Raw genomic sequence first — 20,202 nt, forward strand, 5'->3', positions numbered from 1 at the left:
TTCCACTCTGGTTCCATCTCTGCCGATTTGAGAATTAGTTGTATACACAACAAGGAGTTGTGAACTGATTCAGGCCTGCTACGCTTTGTTAAAGGAAATGCTGGTATTTAGGTTGATTTTTAAACTTGTGTCACTTAGGTTACAAGATAAGTAAGCGCTTTCATTTTGTCAGCGCTTTTTATGGAACAGAGAGTGAAAGCGCTTACAAAAGGCTGGGTGATCTACTGCTCCGTGATAATAAGGTGAAAACTTGAGGCTCTGACAATGAAAATAAGTGCGAGTGGACTCAAATACTTATCAACCGGGCTCATGGTGTCTGCGTTGTGGGGGTGTGGTGATACCAACACCTCAACAGATATAGACAGCGTGCAATTGGAGGGTCCCTCCGATGGCTGGACTATGGTCTGGAATGATGAGTTTGATGGAAGCAGTATTGACGATACCAAATGGACTCACGAGGTAAATTGCGCTGGTGGTGGTAATCAGGAACAGCAGTGCTACACCGCGGACCCTGAGAACTCTTTTGTTGCTGACGGTATGTTGAATATCGTGGCACTTCAGGCGCCTGAAGGCTCAGAAAAGCCTTACACCTCGGCGCGTATGGTCACCAAAGACAAAGGTGATTTCAAATATGGCCGCTTTGAAATGCGCGCCAAGTTACCCAGTGGGCAGGGCAGCTGGCCGGCATTCTGGCTATTACCTACTGATAATGTCTACGGTATCTGGCCCCGCTCAGGAGAGATCGACATTATAGAGTCGGTTAACCTGAAAGCCGCCAATGCTGAAGGTAACCCAGAGGCACATGTTTACGGCACGATTCACTATGGTCGCGAGTGGCCGGACAATGAGCAGTCCGGTAAAGCCTATTTGCTGCCTGATGGTATGAACCCTGCTGACGACTTCCACACCTATGCCATTGAGTGGCAGGAAGGGGAGATCCGCTGGTATGTAGACGACTATCTTTATGCAACTCAGCGTAAGTCTGAGGTTAGATATAACTCTAAAGATGAAGCGGTTGGACTGGCTCATAAAGGCTGGTTTACCGAGTTCTTCGACCAGTCCACAGGCGAAAAGCAGATCGTTTGGGGAACTGAACCTTTTGATCAGGACTTCCACATTATTCTGAACTTTGCGGTGGGAGGCTCCTGGCCTGAGGCTGTCAACGAGACGGGTGTAGATGCTTCCGCGTTTAATGAAAGCAACCCGTATCAGATTGACTATGTCCGTGTTTATCAGTGTGACGCCGACCCTGACACAGGCGCGGGCTGTGAAACGGTGCGCCCTGGCTACGACAGCCCAGACGACGCACTGGTTGAAGGTAAAGCGCCTGTACCAGTTCCACCGTCTGATGGTGTTGCCCGTAACCTCACTATCTTTAATGGCACTGCCAATCCAAACTGGCCTGCATGGGACTGCTGTGGTGGCTCTACTCCTGAGATCATTGATGATGCAGATAAAGGTCAGGTTTATAAATTTGTGGTTGGTGAGCAGCCGACTGTAAACGGCTTTATCACCCGTTCAGCCTTTATTACTGATCCGGATGGCACTGCATCACCATTTGATGCGTCGCCCCTGCTTGAAACCGGTAGCTTCAGTTTTGCGATGAAGGTAGTGACAGCACCGAGTGACGCTGGTTCAACCTGGATGGTTAAGCTGGAAAGCAATGAAGGTGCAACTGCGGTAGAAGTCCCAATTACCAACAGCGCTGAGGGCGTGGCACCTACTGTGGGGCAATGGCAGACCTATACCTTCCCACTCAATGCTCTGGCCGATGGCGGTTTGGATCTGTCCGCAATTGATGTTGTTATGGTGTTTCCAGCCTGGGGTACAGGTAATGGTGCTGAATATCTGCTGGATGAAGTGACTATTGCTCAGCCAGATGGTGCCTTGCCTTCGCTGACGGTATTTGAGAATGATGAGAACCCCAATTGGCCTATGTGGGATTGCTGTGGTGGCTCAACACCAGAAACCGTTTCTGACGACGCAGACCATGGCATTGTGTCCCAGTTCAGTATTGGCGCACAGCCAACGGTAATGGGTTATATCAACCGTACCGACAATGGTGGTAGCGGCCAGCCATTTGACGCCAGTGCCTTGTTAGATGGTGGTGTGGTTCAGTACGACCTTAAGGTTGTTAACGGTACCAGTGATCCGGCAACGCCGTGGTTCTTTAAAATCGAGTCAGACAATGCTGCGACTGCGGTAGAGGTCAATATGAATACCTCCACCGAGGGTGCAACGCCCAGTGGCGAGTGGCAGACCTTTACCTTCCCGCTGCAAACGCTTGCTGATGCCGGTTTGGATGTATCCGCTATCGACGTACTCATGATGTTCCCGGCATGGGGCCAGGGTGAAGGTGCTGTTTACCGTGTCGATAACGTCAAGATTTACAAGCCGGGTTCAGATTCTGCACCTGGTGGCAATGTCATCACCTTGTTTGCAGATACTGTCGCTAATCAGTGGAGCATCTGGGATTGCTGCGGTGGCAGCACGCCAACCGAAGAAGCGGATGATGATGCTCATGGCACCGTGGCGCAGTACATCATCGGCAGTCAACCAACAGTAATGGGCTTCTTTGCAGATGATGGTGTTTATCACGATGCCAGCGCTGAGGTTGCCAACGGGATGGTTCGATTTGAGCTTAAGGTGGTTACCCCTCCTACGGACTCAACCTCAACCTGGTTATTTAAAATTGAATCGGGTGATGCAGACACTGCAGTGGAGTTGCCATTAACTGACAGCACAGAGGGCGTTGCTCCTGTCACAGGCCAATGGCAGACATTCACCTTCCCACTGCAAACACTTGCAGATGCCGGGTTAGATACCAGTGCAATTGATGTGGTGATGGTATTCCCAGCCTGGGGTACCGGCGACGGTGCTGTGTACCGAATTGACAACGCGATTATCGGAACGCCTTAAAGGGCATTCCGGGCCGGAAGAGGGATAAAGCCCCCTTCCGGAGCACACTTTCTGCAAACCGAATAACAAGAGGCAGATATGTTAAAGCAACAGTTTAAGATGAATCGTTTGTCAGCCTCCCTGGCACTGCTGATGGGAGTCGGTACCCTTCCTCTGGCGATAGCCGAAGAGGAGCAAAGCGCTGATGAGCAGAATGTTGAAGTGATTGAGGTTCGTGGTATCAAGGGCAGTTTGTTCCGCTCTATGGACCTTAAACGTGGCTCTGCCGGTGTGGTAGATGCTATCTCCGCTGAAGAACTGGGTAAATTCCCGGACACCAACCTGGCTGAATCTCTGCAGCGTATCACCGGTGTGACCGTGAGTCGCTCCAATGGTGAAGGTAGCGAGATCACTGTCCGGGGCTTTGGTCCGCAGTTCAACCTGATCACTCTGAATGGTCGTTCAATGCCGGGTACCGGTTATACCCGTTCCTATGCATTGGAAAACCTGTCGTCTGAATCGGTAAAGACGTTGGAAGTGATTAAGACGGGCCGTGCCGACCTGCCTACCGGTGGCCTGGGCGCGACCATTAATATCATTACCCGTCAGCCGCTGGATTCCCCCGGTCAGTCTTTCACTCTTTCTGCCAAGGGGATTTATGATGAATCCAATGTGGAAGGGGATGATGTAACTCCGGAAGTGTCTGCGATTTACGGCAATACATTCCTGGATGACAGGTTTGGTTTTTTGGTCACCGCGTCTCACCAGGAGCGAGACTTCCAGCAGCAAACGGCGAACTCTCAGGGCTGGATTGCCCAGACGGATAACAGCCGCTTGCCGGATATCGGCGACAAAGGAATAGATGGCCGGGCCAGAGATGGCGATGGCAACTTAATTCCTCTGTTCCGGGATGCGGAAGGCAATATGGTATCGCCATTCTTTGTGCCAAGGGACATGAACTACAGCATCAATGATGTTCAGCGTGAGCGTACCAACGCCATGGCAACCTTGCAGTATGAACCCATTGATGGCCTGACCTTCACCGCTGATTATGTGTACACCAGAGCGCTGACAGGTGTAAACGGCTTTGGCTGGGGTATCTGGAACTCATCCACTGAAGGCTCACCCATGATTGGTTATGAGTTCGATGAGAATGGTACCGCAGTATATACAGATATCCGGGGTGGTGACGGTTCATTCACAGCTAACCGCAGTACCACTGAAGTGAATGCTGAGTCTGTTGGCTTCAATGTTGAGTGGGATGCCAGTGAGGACTGGGTATTTACTCTGGATTACCATGACTCATCCAACGAGATTGATAACGGCGCCGACAAAGGGCTGGGCAGCGCTGCTCAGGTAATTCTGGGTTCAGATCAGCTGCAGTCCAAAGTCTATGATTACCGCGGCGGTGAGGTGCCTCATGCCACTATCAACTGGAACAATGGCACGACTCAGCTTAACCCCGGTGAAATTGACTCCAACTTCAGCCAGTTTATTCACTCGCCTGGTAAAACAGAGATTCAGCAGGGTCAGTTGGATGCGCAATGGTACCCAAGCTTTAACTCACTGGACAGCCTGGCCAAGGTGGAATTTGGTGCGGCTTATACCAAGCAAACCATGACAGGCACAACGGCCTGGAGTGGCCTGCGCGGTGGGCCGGGCTTCAATCCGTCTTATACAGAGATCTTCCCTGACTCCATGTTCCACCTGCAAAGCACGTCAGGCCTGTTGGATGAGTTGGCTGGTGGTGGCGCGGATCTCCTGCCGCCTTACTACTACACATTTGACTTTGATGAAGTTATTGCCCGTCAGCTGGCCTTTATCACGCCAGAGGTTGCCGGTGAAAACTATTACTCCATCGACCCTTATTTTGATGGTGTAGACAGTTCTAACTTCATTGAAGAGGAAACCTATGCGTTGTTCCTGAGCAGTCAGTGGGCGTTCGATATCGGCGATATCCCGGTTAATGTGAACCTTGGACTGAGATATGAAAGCACTGACGTGACCAGTACCGTAAAGCAGCGAATTGAGCGTCAGGTGGTTTGGGCAAGTCCAACCGAGTGGATTACCCAGTACTCTGATGGTGACTCCTTCCTGACTCAAACCGGTGAGTATGATGTGTGGCTGCCTATGCTGGATATCAATGCTGAAGTGTATGAGGACGTGATTGTTCGTTTCTCTGCCAGTAAGACCATTGCCCGTCCATTGCTTGGCGATATGGTTGCCGGTCGAAGCCTGAGTGGCAGCCCGAAGATCGGTTCCCGTACCGGTTTCCTGGGTAACCCAGGCCTGTTGCCACTGGAGTCCATTAACCTGGATGTGTCACTTGAGTACTACTATGACGAAGCCAGCTACGCCTCTATTGGTTTCTTCAACAAAGACGTAGATAACTTTGTGTCCAACAGCATTAATCAGGTCACCATTGATGGCTTGCACGATGTGTATAACAGCCCACGTTACCTTGAGGCTATCAGCCAATTGGAAGCGGCAGGTACTGAAGTGACCGAAAACACTATCTTCGACCAGATGATAGCCAATGGTTATGGTAATGCCGATGGCCAGATTGCACCGCTGAGCACTGACCCTCTGATTGTCTGGGATGTTACCTCTCCGGTTAACAGCGACAAGAAGTCAGTCCATGGTATCGAGGTTGCGGTTCAGCACGTGTTTGGTGAGACCGGCTTTGGTGTTGGCGTCAACGGTACCTTTGTGAGTGGCGACGTTGAGTTTGACCCATACAGTCTGGCTCAACAGGCACCGCTGGCGGGCTTGGGTGATTCAGCCAACTTCCAGGTATTCTACGAGATGGATGGCCTGTCAGTTAAGGCAACCTACGCATGGCGTGATGACTACCTGATTGGTGTAGGTCAGTCTCAGGGCTCGGCAGATGCGCCTCCACAGTTCGCCAAGGACTTTGGTCAGCTGGATGCCAGCATCAACTATGACGTGAACGAACATGTGACTCTGTTCCTTGAAGGTATCAACATTACCAACGAAACAGAGCAGGGTTATGGACGCTTTGAAGAGCAGTTCCTGTTCGCCCGCCAGTACGGATCACGTTATATGTTTGGTGGCCGTTTGAGGTTCTAATCTTGTCGGTGTATATCGACGCTTGAGTTAAATAGCTCAGACCATAGAGGTCTGAGCTTTTTTGTGGCTATGCCACAGTACAGTGGGGGCTGCCATGTTGCGCTTGGCGAACGTCGTGGGCAATACTTCCCTGTAAACCCTTCCTGCTCAGTGTTGCCCAAAAGTCACTTTGAATGTCCGGTTATTCCATTAAACCAGAGATAACTAGGGGCCTCCTGTTGTGCATCTTAGTATCTGTACGGTTATCTGTTGAATAATTTAGAAAGTGTCGATTTTTTAGCCTGCCACTGGTAACGTTATATCTAATAAACGCGAATGGTTGAACAAGGTGACAAGACATTTTGATTTAATCGTGAAACTATCTATCAGCTAAGCTATTTATAAGGCTGATTTCGTGAATGAAATGAATGGATACTACTGTTGCACAAGAACGGTTCAGCAGGTGTTTCGTTATGCAAAGGCTATATGCTGCAAGGAGCTTATGAAGATTATATTTAAAGTTTTAGGGGTGGTATGGAGTATTTCATTTCTATCCTTTATCGCTCTTTTAATGTATTCGCTTCGTGGCGGAGAGCTTCCTATAGAAGCCAAGAACTACATTAATTATTTTCAGTCATTCTTAACATCACATTGGTTTTTTGTGTTTTTTGTTTTCATGTGGTTTGGCGGCTCTTTTTACATGGCTAGAACTAGTGGTTGGCAAACTCTAGCTTTAAAATACACTGATAACGGTAGCAAAAGGCCTTTGAAATTTCACACTGGTAACGGTTATATCGGTGAGGTAAGGCACAATGGAATACTAAGAGTAGCTGCTGACGAAAAAGGCTTTTACTTAAGAGTATTATTGCCTTTTAAATTTGGTCATAAAAATCTTTTTATCTCTTGGTGTGAAGTTTCCGCAGTGAGGCTGGAAGATGGTTTGTTCGCTAAAAATACACCTCATTTTATAAGGGGGGTAAGCAAAGCTTTTTTGAGTCGAAAATGTCTAGCTATAACCTTAAAGAAATACCCTGAACAAATAATTACACTACAAGGGGTTGAGGATTTTGTGGACTATTTGCCAGAAAGTTTGAAAGGTGGGATATAACAAGGGGTTGTGCTATCCCGCCAATATTTATTAAGCGATTTTTATGGCTTTCTCACTACAAGGTATCGTTATTACATAATGGTATGAACCGCTATCAATAGCTTTTGCATAGAGGCGAACAATGCCACTTTTTGCTCGGGTATGGGGCGAAGCTCCACGACGGTCGGCCAAGCTAGGCTTGGCTAATCTTCGCCAGCGGTAAATCTCGCAGATACTAAATATTCTTCGGACAAGCAAAGCCTCGCATACTTAACCTACTCGGTTGCTGGACTCAACCACATCCTAGCAGGATCTCCACGTCATCCATGACGCCACACACCGTCTACACTATTTGTATATCCATACAAATAACCCCATGAGTTGATTGATGAACATCAAAACTATCCGCGCATCTATGCTGCTTGCCAGTATGGTCATGGTAACTCCTGCTTTAGCCACCAACGGCTACTTTGGTCATGGCTATGGCACCAAAAACAAGGGATTGGCTGGGGCAGGAGCGGCGTTGCCTCAGGATGCCATGATTGCGGCGACCAATCCGGCGGGGTTGGTGTTTGTGGGTGAGCGGTTGGATCTGGGCTTGGCAGTGTTCAGTCCTATGCGTAGTTATGAGGTGGGCGGGCTGACCGCTATGCCTGTGATGCCACCTGAGTTTCCTCTGGCTGAAGGCAAAGTAGACAGTGACAGTGAGTACTTTGTTATCCCTCACTTTGCCGGTAACTGGATGCTGGATAAGGACGCCAGTCTGGGGATAGCAGTGTATGGCAATGGCGGCATGAATACCGACTATCCGGGCTCTGCCTCGGGAGGTATGGGGACGTTTTACGCCGGGCCCGCGGGAGTCAATCTGGAGCAGCTTTTTATTAATGGCAGCTATGCCAGAAAGCTCTCTGGCACTTCCTCTTTTGGTATCAGTGCCGTTTTCGCTTATCAGAGGTTTAAGGCTACCGGATTGGCCAGCTTTGGCGCCAATGGCTTGTCTGTGGACGCTACAAAGCTTTCAGACAATGGCACCGATACCAGCACAGGTCTTGGTTTTAAACTGGGGTGGCAGGGAGAGCTGCTTGATAATCTCACCCTGGCAGCTTCATATCAGTCTGAGATGAAGATGACTGAGTTTGAAGATTATTCAGGCTTGTTTGCCGAAGGCGGGGACTTTGATATCCCCGCCAGTTGGACGCTGGGGTTGGCTTATCAGCTGAGCAGCAGTGATGTACTGGTGTTCGATGTACAACAGATTTTCTACAGTGATGTGGCGGCGGTTGCTAACCCTGTGATGCCTGCGCTTGGGCTTTGTATGCAGCCACCTTTCGGTGCCGGTGATGCTGGCCGCTGCCTTGGTGCTGATAATGGTCCGGGCTTTGGCTGGGAAGATATGACAGTGTATAAGCTTGGCTACCAGTGGGCAGTGTCATCGATGCCGGGATATCTGTGGCGGGCAGGGTACAGTTATGGCGAGCAGCCCATTCCTGAGTCGGAAGTGATGTTTAATATCCTGGCTCCCGGAGTGATGGAGCAGCACTTTACACTGGGAATGAGTAAATCCCTCGATGACAGCGAGCTCACTCTTGCGCTGATGTATTCTCCGGAAACTACAGTCAGGGGCATAAACCCCACAGTGGCGAGTTCAAACCAGCAAATACAGCTGCAAATGAGCCAGTGGGAACTGGAGCTCAGCTACAGCTGGTAGGCTATCGCCAGCAGATGGGTCAGAGTTTCCTGACCGACTCCCGCTCTATCAATTCAGGTTGGAATACAGGCGTGGCTGATGGCGGGGTTTCGCCATAGGTTTGCCTGAGTATCCAGGATGCTGCTGCCAGTCCCATCGCTTCGATGGGGTTACTTATGGTGGTCAGCTTTGGTGAGATATAACGGGGGAAAGGGATATTATCAAAGCCCACAAAGGAGATATCTCCTGGAACCTTAAGACCACGCTCCATACAGGCGGCTATTGCGCCTGAGGCCATTTGGTCGTTGGCACACACCACACAGGTGAAGGGGCGACCGGCGTCCAGCAGGTGTTGCATCGCCTGATAGCCTCCCTCCTCATGATAGTCACCCTCGCAGCACAGTTTGGCGTCAAACTTGATACCAAACTCATCGAGGGCTTTACGGTATCCGGTCAACCTGTCTCTGGCATCCAGCTTTTCATGGGGACCTGCGATAAATGCCAGTTGGGTATGGCCCTGTTCAAGCACATAGCGGGTAGCCAGATAGCCTCCCTGTACATTGTCCAGATGAACACATCTGTCGCTCAGGGCTTCGATATGACGGTTTATCAATACTACAGGTGTTTTGCTCTGGCTGAGTTTTACCAGGTACTCATCGCTGAGGGCTTCCACATCGACAATAAGTGCATCACAACCCCGATTGAGCAAAAAGTCCATCGCTTCCTGCTCCTGTTCGGCATCGCTGTGGCCGGCGGCAAAAATAGCGTGCTTGTTGGCGCCACGCAGTACGGCTTCAATTTGACGCATCATGGGGCCGTAATAGGGACCATCCAACTGAGACACCAGCACGCCGATACTGTTAGAGCGATTGGATGCCAATGACTGAGCAATATTGTTGGGACGATAGCCCAACTGCTCCATGGCATCGTGCACTTTCTTACGTGTTTTATCACTGACTTTGGCATTGTTGTTGACGACCCTGGATACGGTCGCCAGCGATACCCCGGCCAGTATAGAAACATCGTAAATTGTCGCCATATTTAACAGGTTCCCTTTAATTCTTGATTAGTATCAGCGTTCAACGCCTGAGTGACTTCACTGACTTTCTGGCGATTCAGTGTATATTTCCCCATTACAAAGGCAACAATTATCGCCCCTATCGCCGGGTAAACGGTAAAAGACATCAAAATCCCCTGAAGTGCCATCGGAGTTTGCTCTGTGTCAGCAACATAGCCGTAGCCCGCCAGCAACCAACCTGCAATTGCACCTCCGAGCGCCAATCCAAGCTTGATAAAAAAGATAATGGATGAGTACAGCATGCCGGTAATACGGACACCGGTTTTCCATTCGCCATAGTCGACAGTATCTGCCATTTTGGCCCAAAGCAGGGGTGAACCCATATTGGTAAAGAAGTTCCAAAGGAAGTAGGCAGCAAAAGCCAGCGTCAGCTGATCCGGACCGATAAAGAAGGAGAGTGAGCAGATCCCGGCACTGATCCACTGCAGGCCAATGTAGGCTTTCACTTTACAGATGCGTTTGGACAGTGGATTGGCAATGGCACATCCAATAATGTTGCCTATCATGCCAATGGTAATGAACCAGGTAGTAAGGTCAGGCTCCCCGAGATAATACTTAACATAATAGATCGCTATGGTGGTGCGCAGCACCAGGCCGGTAAGCAGGAAGGTCGCCGCAGCACACAGAATGCGCCACTGGTCATTCTTAACCAGAGCTTTTATATCGGCTTTAAAGTTGAGCTTTTCCGCGGTGACAGGGTTATCTCTCTCCCTGGTACCGGCAAAGCAGATTAAAAACAGTATGGTGCCCAGGATACTCATCACCATAATGGTTTGTTGATAGCCCAGGGCTTTGTCGTCTCCCCCCAGATAATCGACCAGAGGCAGTGTCAGGCCGCTGACCAGCAGGCCGCCAATCATGGCAAACACAAAGCGATAGGACTGGATTGATACTCGCTCGTCCGGATCTGTCGTCAATACGCCTCCCAGGGCACAGTAGGGAATATTGATGGCGGTATAGACCATCATCAGGGCGGTATAGGTGACAAATGCATAGATCAACTTGCCGGTTTCTGACAGATCGGGCGTGGTAAAGGTCATTACACTGATAATGCCAAAGGGCAGGGCGAACCAAAGCAGGTATGGGCGGAACCGACCCCAGCGGGTGCGGGTGTGATCAGACAGCCACCCCATGAGGGGATCGGTAAAGGCGTCAATCAGGCGTACAGCAAGGAACATGGTGCCTACATAGGCGGGTGAAATCCCAAAAATATCTGTATAAAAGTAGGTTAGAAACAACATAACCGTCTGAAAAATAATATTGCTGGCAGTATCTCCCAGCCCGTAGGCAATCTTTTCCCCTGCTGTGACCATATTCAGCCCCTTTGTTGTTGTTGGATGTTTTCAGCTTTCTCTGCGAGGAAGTGCTTAATAGCCAAGGCACTAGCCTTGGGGATACGCTCCTGAGTGGCATAGTCCACGTAGCAAATTCCAAATCGCTTCTCGTACCCTTCGGCCCATTCAAAGTTGTCCATCAGGCTCCAGGCAAAGTACCCCTTAACGTTAACACCGGCTTTTATCGCTTTGTCGACTGCCCACAGGTGCTGACGATAGTAGTCCAGCCTGTGTTCATCTCTGACCTGATTACCTTCGACTCGATCGTCGAAGGCGGCACCGTTTTCCGTGATATACACAGGTGGCAGTTGATAGCTTTGGTCAAGACCAATCAGCATTCTGGTCATGGTGGCCGGAGTCACTTCCCAGCCCATGGCTGTCACCGGAACCGAATTGGGCAAGACCTCTTCAAACCAACCATTGCCATTACAACGCATGACATTACGGGTGTAGTAATTGATACCCAGATAGTCCAGCTCAGCGCTGATAATCTCCAGATCCCCCTCTTCAATATGAGGTTTGGTATCATCTGGCAGAAGTTTGAAGGAGTCTGGATAGCGTCCTTTAAGCAGAGGGTCCAGATACCAGGCGTTAAAGTACTCATCGGCCAGTCTCGCGGAACGGACATCCTCTTCATTGGCGCTGAAAGGGTCGCAGGGCGCAATATTGACCACTATGCCATGCTTGCTGAGCGGCGCGTTCCGTCTGAGCACCGGCATTGCCAGACCGTGAGCCAGCATCAGGTGATGGGCTGCCAATCTGCCATTTGCCTGTCCCGTTATACCGGGCGCATGTACGCCGGTTTCATAGCCCAAAAACGAGCTGCAGAAAGGTTCATTTAACGTGGTATAGGCGTAAACCGAATTCCCCAGGGCTTTACTGACTGCATCGGCATAATCGCGGAAGTGATAGGCGGTATCCCGGTTAAGCCAACCCCCTTGATCTTCCAGATACTGCGGCAGATCCCAGTGATAAAGGGTGACAAATACCTTGATGCCTCGCAGCGTCAGCGCATTTATCAGGTTCTTGTAAAACGCCAGTCCTGGCGGGTTAATTTCGCCTTCACGGGTCATAATACGGCCCCATGAGATGGAGAAACGGTAGGCATTTACTCCCAGCGACGCGATTAACTCCACATCATCCTGCCAGCGGGCAACATGGTCACAGGCGTGCTCACCATTGGAGTGATCGCGAATCTTTCCCGGCGTGGCACAAAAGGTATCCCAGATACAGGGCAAGCGGCTCGCGGCATCCCCCTCGATTTGAAAAGCTGCGGTTGCGACGCCGAATACGAACTCCCTGTTTCGAATTTCTGAGTCTGCTGGTATCTGCAAGTCGTTCATTGTTTTCACTAAGCTTAATCTCTATTGGTTCTGTTTTTATGGCCCAAGACAACAACACTTCCCTGTAAGTCGGACAGTTTTGTTATTAAATTCGTTGACATTGGTTAATGCTGCGTTAAAAATGAAAGCGCTTACACCAATCTAGTGTGAGATTTTGCAAAGGTCAATATTTGTTCTGAAAACCGGGGAGACCTAAATGCCGGCAACACCAAATATGAGTCATACGGAGCCGCAGGCTGTTCAGGGGAACGAGCGTAATAGTTTTGCGCTGGTGGCACTGACATCACTGTTCTTTATGTGGGGCTTTATCACCTCCATGAACGACATTCTGATCCCGTACCTCAAGAGTATGTTTGAGCTGAGTTTTACTCAGGCGATGCTGGTGCAGTTTTGTTTCTTCGGTGCATATTTTGTTGTTTCCCTCCCTGCAGGATATCTGGTGTCCAGAATTGGATATCAGAAAGGTATCGTGACAGGACTTTTGGTAGCTGCCCTGGGGTCTGGGCTTTTCTACCCTTCAGCGAGCTTGGCTTCCTATTGGTTATTTTTGCTCGCTTTTTTTATTCTGGCTTCCGGCATTACCATATTGCAGGTGGCCGCCAACCCTTATGTCAGCGTGATTGGCAAGCCTGAGACGGCGTCATCGCGACTGACTTTAACCCAGGCGTTCAACTCCCTGGGAACCACTGTCGCACCATTGATTGGCGGCTGGTTAATATTCTCCGACGCCATGCACTCTGCCTCGGCTCCCCAGCCCGGCGGCGAAGAGGTGCAACTGCCTTATCTGGCACTGATGGGCTTGCTGATTTTGTTGGCTCTGGTGTTTTTCAACCTGACTCTGCCCAGGATTAAGTATGAGGTGAGTGGCGGAAAAATTACTGATGTACTGCGTTTTCCGCACCTGAAACTGGGAGCCGTGGGTATCTTCGCTTATGTTGGCGCTGAAGTCGGCATCGGCAGCTTTTTGGTGAGCTTTATGATGGAGTCCCATATTGGCGGGCTGACTGAAGCTGAAGCGTCCAAGTATGTATCCTGGTATTTTGGCGGCGCCATGACAGGGCGCTTTATCGGTGCCTGGGTCATGAGCCGTATTGAAGCGGGTAAGGTGCTCGCTACCCATGCCATTATGGCAGCCATTCTGGTGACAGTCGCCATGATGACAGATGGCAATCTGGCGGCCTGGAGTCTGGTGGCCGTAGGCCTGTTCAACTCCATTATGTTCCCCACTATTTTCAGTCTCAGCATTAAAGATCTTGGCGCCAGCACCAGTCATGGCTCCGGCATTTTGTGTCTGGCGATTGTCGGAGGCGCGATAGTGCCATTGCTACAGGGGCTTATCGCTGATTCCTCAGGCATTCAGGCCGGATTTATTCTGCCGATTGTTTGCTACATCTTCATTATTTACTTCGGAATCAAAGGCTGCCACTTACGGCCTGATAACAGGCCATAGGGGGCGCAATGGAATTTCGTATCAAGGATAGTCTGGTGGCATTTCCTCTTTCTTTGGTCCTTACCCTGACAGCCTGTCAGCCCGAACCCGGAGCTCAGGTAAAGGCGGATAGTGCCCAGGCGCCATCGGCAAAAGCACCGACCCAGCGGGATATTAACCTGTGGCCTGAAGCCGTATCTCCCTTTGTGAGGGATGAAAAGCTGGAAGCACGGGTTGATGAATTACTTGGGCAAATGACACTGGAGCAAAAAGTTGCCCAGATGATTCAACCTGAGATCCGCGACTTTACCGTTGAGGATATGCGCCGCTATGGGTTTGGCTCTTTTCTCAATGGCGGTGGTGCCTACCCGAACAATGATAAACATGCCCGTATCCAGGACTGGGTTGAGCTGGCTGAAACCCTTTATCAGGCAGGCCTGGATGCATCTGAAGATGGTATTGCCATTCCTCCTATGTGGGGCACAGATGCGGTTCATGGCCATAACAATGTGATTGGCGCGACCCTGTTTCCTCACAACATAGGCCTGGGGGCGGCACACAATCCTGCATTGATTGAAGAGATAGCGGCAGCGACAGCCAAAGAGGTGGCTGCCACAGGTATTGATTGGGTGTTTGCCCCAACAGTTGCCGTGGTTCGCGATGACAGGTGGGGACGAAGCTACGAAGGTTACGGGGAATATCCTGAGCTGATTAAAGAGTACTCTGCCGCTTTTGTCAGAGGCATGCAGGGTGTTCACACTGGTGAGTGGCTCACTGAGTCTCATACTCTTTCAACCGCGAAGCACTTTATTGGTGATGGCGGCACCTTACAGGGCGATGATCAGGGGGATACCCGGGTCTCCGAATCTGAGCTTATTGAGATCCATGGGCAGGGATATGTGTCAGCCATAGAGGCTGGTGTTCAGACCATCATGGTGTCATTTAACAGCTGGTGGGGTGAGAAGAATCACGGTAACCACTATCTGCTGACTCAGGTTCTGAAGGAGCGTATGGGGTTTGACGGCGTGCTGGTGGGAGACTGGAATGGTCATGGTCAATTGCCTGGCTGCACTATCGACTCCTGTCCCGAGGCCATTAACGCCGGACTGGATATATTTATGGTGCCGACAGATGCCTGGAAGCCTTTGTACCACAACACCATAGCTCAGGTTCAGGAGGGCACAATTGCCCAGGAAAGAATTGATGATGCGGTGCGCCGGGTGCTCAGGATTAAGTTCCGTGCCGGGCTGTTTGATAAGCCGTCTCCTGCCAAACGGGCCCTTGCCGGTGATGAGTCACTGATAGGCTCGCAGCAGCACAGAGCATTGGCACGCAAGGCGGTGCGTGAATCACTGGTGATGTTGAAAAACAATGGGCAACTCTTGCCCTTGTCTCCCAGGCTTAATGTGTTGGTGGCGGGAGATGGCGCCGACAATATTGGTAAACAGGCCGGTGGATGGAGCATCACCTGGCAGGGTACAGATAATCTGAATTCAGACTTTCCGGGAGCAACCTCGATTTATGATGGCATTGCTCAGCATCTCGCTTCAGCCGGTGGCAAGGCTGTGCTGTCTGAAGATGGCAGTTGGAGCGGAGAAAAGCCGGATGTCGCCATCGTGGTTTTCGGAGAAGAGCCCTATGCTGAAGGTAATGGCGATCTGGCCAACCTTGAGTATCAACGCGGTGCAAAGCGCGACCTGGCTCTGCTGGAATCCTTCAAAGCACAGGGTATCCCGGTTGTGTCTGTCTTTGTTACCGGCAGACCTCTGTGGGTGAACCCTGAGCTCAACGCGTCTGATGCCTTTGTGGTGGCCTGGTTGCCGGGCACTGAAGCGGGTGGTGTGGCTGACCTGTTATTCCGGGATGGCAATGAAGGTGTCAGATATGACTTTCGCGGCCGCCTGAGCTTTTCATGGCCCAATAGCCCCAATGGAGATGCGCAGGCTGAGGAGTCCAGTGGTGCCTTGTTGTTCAAACGTGGATACGGTTTGTCGGTGAAAGATGATGTTGAGTTGAGCGGCTTTGACGAAGCATTTGACGACAGTGTCGCCGGTCCTGAGTTGCTGTCTTTGCTTGATGGCGTGGTGAAAGCGCCCTGGAAAGTATGGGTAGGTGACGGCCAGCAGATGGAGCAGGTGCGCAGTAATACTCAGGTCACCTCGAATGTGACCATTCGGGATATCGACAAGCGTATTCAGCAGGACGCCAGACGCATCAGCTTCAATAAACAGGGAACGGGTGTGGTGCGTTTCCAGGCGGATTTCCCCCAGGACTTGCGTGCCTTTGGCGAAGTATCCTCAGGTTTGGTAATGGAGGTACGCAGCCGGGGTGACAGAAGTCAGCCCCTGACGCTGACCATCGGCTGTGGTGATGGTTGCCGCCGCTCATTCCAACTGGATGCCGCGACATTGCCCGGTGATGAGTGGCAGGAGCTGAGTGTTGATTTAACCTGCTTTAACCTGACCAGTGCAGAGCTGGACAGTATCTTTGTCCCCCTGGAGTTGAGTTCCATGGGGGATTGGGAACTTGAGGTTTCCAATATTCGATGGCAGCCTGATGCTGCTCAAACTCAAGTACAGTGTGGCACTGATAATGATTGATAAAAAAGCCTTTATTCACATACCTTTATTGTTTGCCACTCCTTCGCTGTTGGTAGGGTGCAGTGGTGCCGGGAGCGAGCCTGATGGTGACGAAGAGCCCGGCTGGCAACTGGTTTGGCAAGATGAGTTTGACACCCTGGATACCGGCAAGTGGAGCTTTGAGGTGAACTGTTGGGGTGGCGGTAATAATGAGCAGCAGTGTTATACCGACCGCAGCGACAACGCCTATGTCAAAGATGGCGTGTTGAATATTGTTGCCCGTAAAGAGAACTTCAATGGCCCGGCGGTGCAGGATGATCAGCAGGGTTATGACAGACAGGATAAATCCGGCACCAAGCCCTTCACCTCAGCGCGGCTTAGAAGCAAAAACAAAGGTGACTGGACTTACGGTCGCTTTGAGATCCGCGCCAAATTGCCTCAGGGACAGGGAACCTGGCCCGCTATCTGGATGCTGCCTACCGACAACAAGTATGGACTCTGGCCAGCTTCCGGAGAGATAGACATTATGGAAGCGGTGAATCTGGGAAGCCCAAGCGATCGTAAGGGGGCTGCCGCTGATGAAGTGGAAACCCGGGTTCATGGCACTTTGCACTATGGTCGTGAGTGGCCACAAAATGTCTATACAGGCACAGGCTATCGACTGCCGGACAACCTCTCTCCCACCGATGACTTTCATGTCTATGCCATAGAGTGGGAACCCGGTGAGATCCGCTGGTATGTGGATGGGCAGCACTATGCGACCCAAAGAGCCGAAGGCTGGTATTCACAGTTCCGGGATGTCAGCGGTAACTGGGTCAGTCAGCCTGCGGATGCGCCGTTTAATGCCAGATTTCATATGATTCTTAATCTGGCCGTTGGCGGTGCCTGGTCAGCCAATGTTAATGATAAGGGCATTGATGAGAAGGCATTTCCACAAACCTTGAGCGTGGATTATGTTCGCGTGTATCGCTGTGGTCACAAAAAGGACCCTGTGTTTGGCTGCGGACGAGCCGATGATGGTGCTGAACTGGTTGAGGGGAAAACCCCTCCGGCAGGAGACCTGTCCGGCGACCGTCTCGCCAATCCCTGAACAGATAGATGGCATAAACCTCCAACCAAAGCCGCCTGCCCAGGCGGCTTTGGTTTTAAACGGAAAGCTTACCTGCATCCCTTTAATATTTGTCACAAATGTCTTAGCTTTTGTTGATGGGCAACGCAATAGCAAATGGGGGCAATGAATGGCGATTGGAGCTGACAGTCACAGCCGTGATCTGGAGATCTGTCGTTCCGGATTGATAGAGTCCCGTCTCGGAATGGGGCCGCTTCTAATACTCGCACCGGTAGGGTTCGGCAAGACCACCCTTATGCGCCAGCACAGGGAGTGGCGTGAATTTGAATTCCCGTCGCTGCCGTCGCTTTGGCTTAACGCCAATGAGGGGATAGATAGTCTTACCGCATTTTTGGCCGCTCTCGCCCCCTCGCAACTTACTGCAGCACGCCCCTGTGTCTATCTGGATAACTGGCAGTCGGCACAGAGCGACTGGCGCAGGCAGGTGCTGACACTGCTGGAGTCAGCCCCGGTACAAACTGTGATCGCCAGCCGTGATTCTGTCGCAGAAGAGCAGCTGACTTCAGGTTCATCACCATTGGGCGAGATGATCGGTCCGGCTCAGCTCAGGCTGAACTTCAGTGATATAGAAACCTTGTGGACGAGGGGAACTCCGGAGCTTGCCTCACGTCTGTTCCGGGAAACTCTGGGGTGGCCTTTGGCTGTCGGACTGAGCCTGCGGCAATCTGCCGATTGGGTAAGTAGCCTGCTTGTTGATACCAAGAGTACAGAGCTGACCGGCAAGCTGGCCGATGACATCAGATTGCAAAGTCGGCTCTGGTCGGGTTTGTCTGAGCACCTGACTAGCCGTGATTGGCAACGTCTGCTGATGCTGACTCTGTTTCCGGCCAGTGAAAGGAGCTGGTTCGACAGCTTTGAGCTGCTGGCATTGGACGAGCTGATGCACAGGTATTTGCCAGGCCTTTTTCTTGAGCTCGAAGGCCAGTTTTCCCTGTTGCCGCTAGTGAGGATGACCTTGTCCCGTCTTGGTTTTCGCTATCTGGAGAGCCAGTATCGGCAGGTGCATTTGCAGTTGGCCCAGCGCCGGGCTGAAGCCGGTGATATCGCCGCGGGAATTTCACTGATGCTCAGTTGTGGCGAACGTTCGAGTGCTGCCCGCTTACTGAGTCAACATGGTGGCTTGCTTGAGTGGATACGTCATGGTCTGGGTAATCTTGAGCAGATCCTGGCGCTGTTTGATGACAGGGATATCAAAGCCTTTCCTGAGGTGGCCTGGCTGTATGTGATTGTTAACTTCAAGCGTGGCCGGGTCGATCAGGCCAGGCGTATGGTGAACAGATACTGGCGCGATCAGGATGCCTTTGAATGGAATCTTGCTGATGCGCTGATCCGCCTTTATGAAGGTCGGATTCTGGAGCGGCAGGAGCTGGACTCCCTCAGGTGTGCCAGCCTGGATCAGGGCTCAGAGCCCTACGCAACCGCATTGGCCAACAATATTCTGGCACTGGTGGCATTGCAGCAGGGAGAACTGCAGACTGCATCGAAATGCCTGGACAGTGCCAGACTGGCCTATAACCGTGAGCTTGAAGCCGAGTACGGCGAGACTTATCTGGATATTCATCAGGCTCATCTGGCGCTGTTGAATATGCAGGGAGAGCTGGCCAGCGCTTTGCTGACCCGGGTTGCAGGTCAGGTACAGACCTACTTCAGTCAGGATCTGAGTATCAGGGTTGCATTGCAGGGCGTAAAGCGGGAACTGGCATTTTGTCAGGGACTTATGCCCACCATCAATGCCATAGGTCAGTTGGTCCATAAGCTCAATCGCAGTGAGGCCTGGTTCGATCTTTATGCCAGCATTTATACCCTGGCAGCACGTAGTGCCATGCATCATGATGGTCCTCAGGAGCTGCTGGTGTGGTTGGCGAAAGCCAGTCAGGACAGTCAAAAACGCAGATTGGCTTATCTGGAAACCTTGCTCAGTTATCTGGCCCGACTGGCACTGCTCCGCTGGCCGGAAAGGGAATCCAGTTTCCAACCTTATATCAAGCCTGTCGCTGAGGATCCGCTCTCCATGCCATGGCGACTGCAACAGTTACATCTTGAATGGTGCGACCTGACAGGACAGGCCAGCGATTCACTGTGTCAAACGATAGCTGACCGGGCTCAGGCTGGCGCTCATCTTTACTTATATACCTACTGCCAGTGGCTTACTGCCCTGAGAAGTCACGACAGAACCCTACTGGCTAGGCTCTGGCAACAGCTGGATGAGCAGGGATGGGTAGGCGTGGTGTGGTTGGTTAAACACAGATTATCTGCCGAAGAGCTCAGTGATTGCCTTAACCGGCATAACCGTACCCGGCTGTTACAACAACCTGCTGCTGGAGCTGATACCAGTTTGCTCAGCGGTCGGGAGGTTTCGGTTATAGAGTTGGTGAGGCGGGGACACAGGAACAAACAAATTGCGCTGGAGTTGGATATTTCAGAGCAGACGGTCAAGTTCCACCTGAAGAATATCTTTCGTAAATTAGGGGTCAAGGGGCGGCGTCAGGCTGTTGCTGTGTTAAGTGCAGGTGTACCCAATTTTCAATAGTTATCAGTCAAGAGCGGCATCACATCCCTGTGCTGCCTT

General features: G+C 51.3%; 11 protein-coding genes. 8 read left to right on the forward strand and 3 right to left on the reverse strand.

Translation table 11 applies throughout. The features are described 5' to 3' along the window. The first annotated feature begins 264 nt into the window (after window positions 1–264). The 4 genes from ACFOE0_RS05255 to ACFOE0_RS05270 all read left to right on the forward strand — a co-directional run bounded on the left by ACFOE0_RS05255 (window position 265) and on the right by ACFOE0_RS05270 (window position 8,762). Entirely contained in the window at window positions 265–2,919 is a 2,655-nt protein-coding gene (locus ACFOE0_RS05255; protein WP_248935145.1) for a glycoside hydrolase family 16 protein, read from the forward strand. Window positions 2,920–2,997: 78 nt separating this feature from the next. Continuing rightward, window positions 2,998–5,988, forward strand: coding sequence for a TonB-dependent receptor (locus tag ACFOE0_RS05260; protein WP_248935144.1), 2,991 nt, complete (start codon window positions 2,998–3,000; stop codon window positions 5,986–5,988). Between the two features lie 481 nt (window positions 5,989–6,469). Further along, a complete protein-coding gene (locus ACFOE0_RS05265; protein ID WP_248935143.1) occupies window positions 6,470–7,075 on the forward strand; it encodes a hypothetical protein in 606 nt (201 codons plus the stop codon). Between the two features lie 367 nt (window positions 7,076–7,442). After that, window positions 7,443–8,762 (forward strand): OmpP1/FadL family transporter, encoded by a 1,320-nt coding sequence (locus tag ACFOE0_RS05270; protein ID WP_248935142.1) that lies wholly within the window; start codon window positions 7,443–7,445, stop codon window positions 8,760–8,762. A 19-nt stretch (window positions 8,763–8,781) separates the two neighbouring features. Here ACFOE0_RS05270 and ACFOE0_RS05275 read toward each other — a convergent pair whose 3' ends face one another. Genes ACFOE0_RS05275 through ACFOE0_RS05285 form a run of 3 tightly spaced genes read right to left on the reverse strand, consistent with a single transcriptional unit; the run spans window position 8,782 to window position 12,496 of the window. Beyond that, on the reverse strand, window positions 8,782–9,780 hold the full coding sequence (locus ACFOE0_RS05275) for a LacI family DNA-binding transcriptional regulator (RefSeq protein ID WP_248935141.1): 999 nt from the start codon (window positions 9,778–9,780) through the stop codon (window positions 8,782–8,784). A gap of 2 nt (window positions 9,781–9,782) precedes the next feature. Then, window positions 9,783–11,132, reverse strand: coding sequence for a glycoside-pentoside-hexuronide (GPH):cation symporter (locus tag ACFOE0_RS05280; RefSeq protein WP_248935140.1), 1,350 nt, complete (start codon window positions 11,130–11,132; stop codon window positions 9,783–9,785). A gap of 2 nt (window positions 11,133–11,134) precedes the next feature. Further along, a complete protein-coding gene (locus ACFOE0_RS05285; protein ID WP_248935139.1) occupies window positions 11,135–12,496 on the reverse strand; it encodes a GH1 family beta-glucosidase in 1,362 nt (453 codons plus the stop codon). 196 nt (window positions 12,497–12,692) lie between these two features. On the opposite strand from ACFOE0_RS05285, the gene ACFOE0_RS05290 reads away from it, so the two are divergent. From ACFOE0_RS05290 to ACFOE0_RS05305, 4 genes are all read left to right on the forward strand, one after another. After that, window positions 12,693–13,946: a sugar MFS transporter gene (locus ACFOE0_RS05290; protein WP_248935138.1), complete on the forward strand. Its 1,254-nt coding sequence runs from the start codon at window positions 12,693–12,695 to the stop codon at window positions 13,944–13,946. 8 nt (window positions 13,947–13,954) lie between these two features. Continuing rightward, window positions 13,955–16,525, forward strand: coding sequence for a glycoside hydrolase family 3 protein (locus ACFOE0_RS05295; protein WP_283106371.1), 2,571 nt, complete (start codon window positions 13,955–13,957; stop codon window positions 16,523–16,525). Then, window positions 16,452–17,594 (forward strand): glycoside hydrolase family 16 protein, encoded by a 1,143-nt coding sequence (locus tag ACFOE0_RS05300; protein WP_248935137.1) that lies wholly within the window; start codon window positions 16,452–16,454, stop codon window positions 17,592–17,594. Before ACFOE0_RS05295 ends, ACFOE0_RS05300 begins: the two co-directional genes overlap by 74 nt. Before the next feature lie 148 nt (window positions 17,595–17,742). Beyond that, entirely contained in the window at window positions 17,743–20,163 is a 2,421-nt protein-coding gene (locus ACFOE0_RS05305; protein WP_283106370.1) for a LuxR C-terminal-related transcriptional regulator, read from the forward strand. Window positions 20,164–20,202: the final 39 nt, after the last annotated feature.

The organism is Shewanella submarina, from assembly GCF_042646185.1.
Taxonomy (GTDB): domain Bacteria; phylum Pseudomonadota; class Gammaproteobacteria; order Enterobacterales; family Shewanellaceae; genus Shewanella; species Shewanella corallii.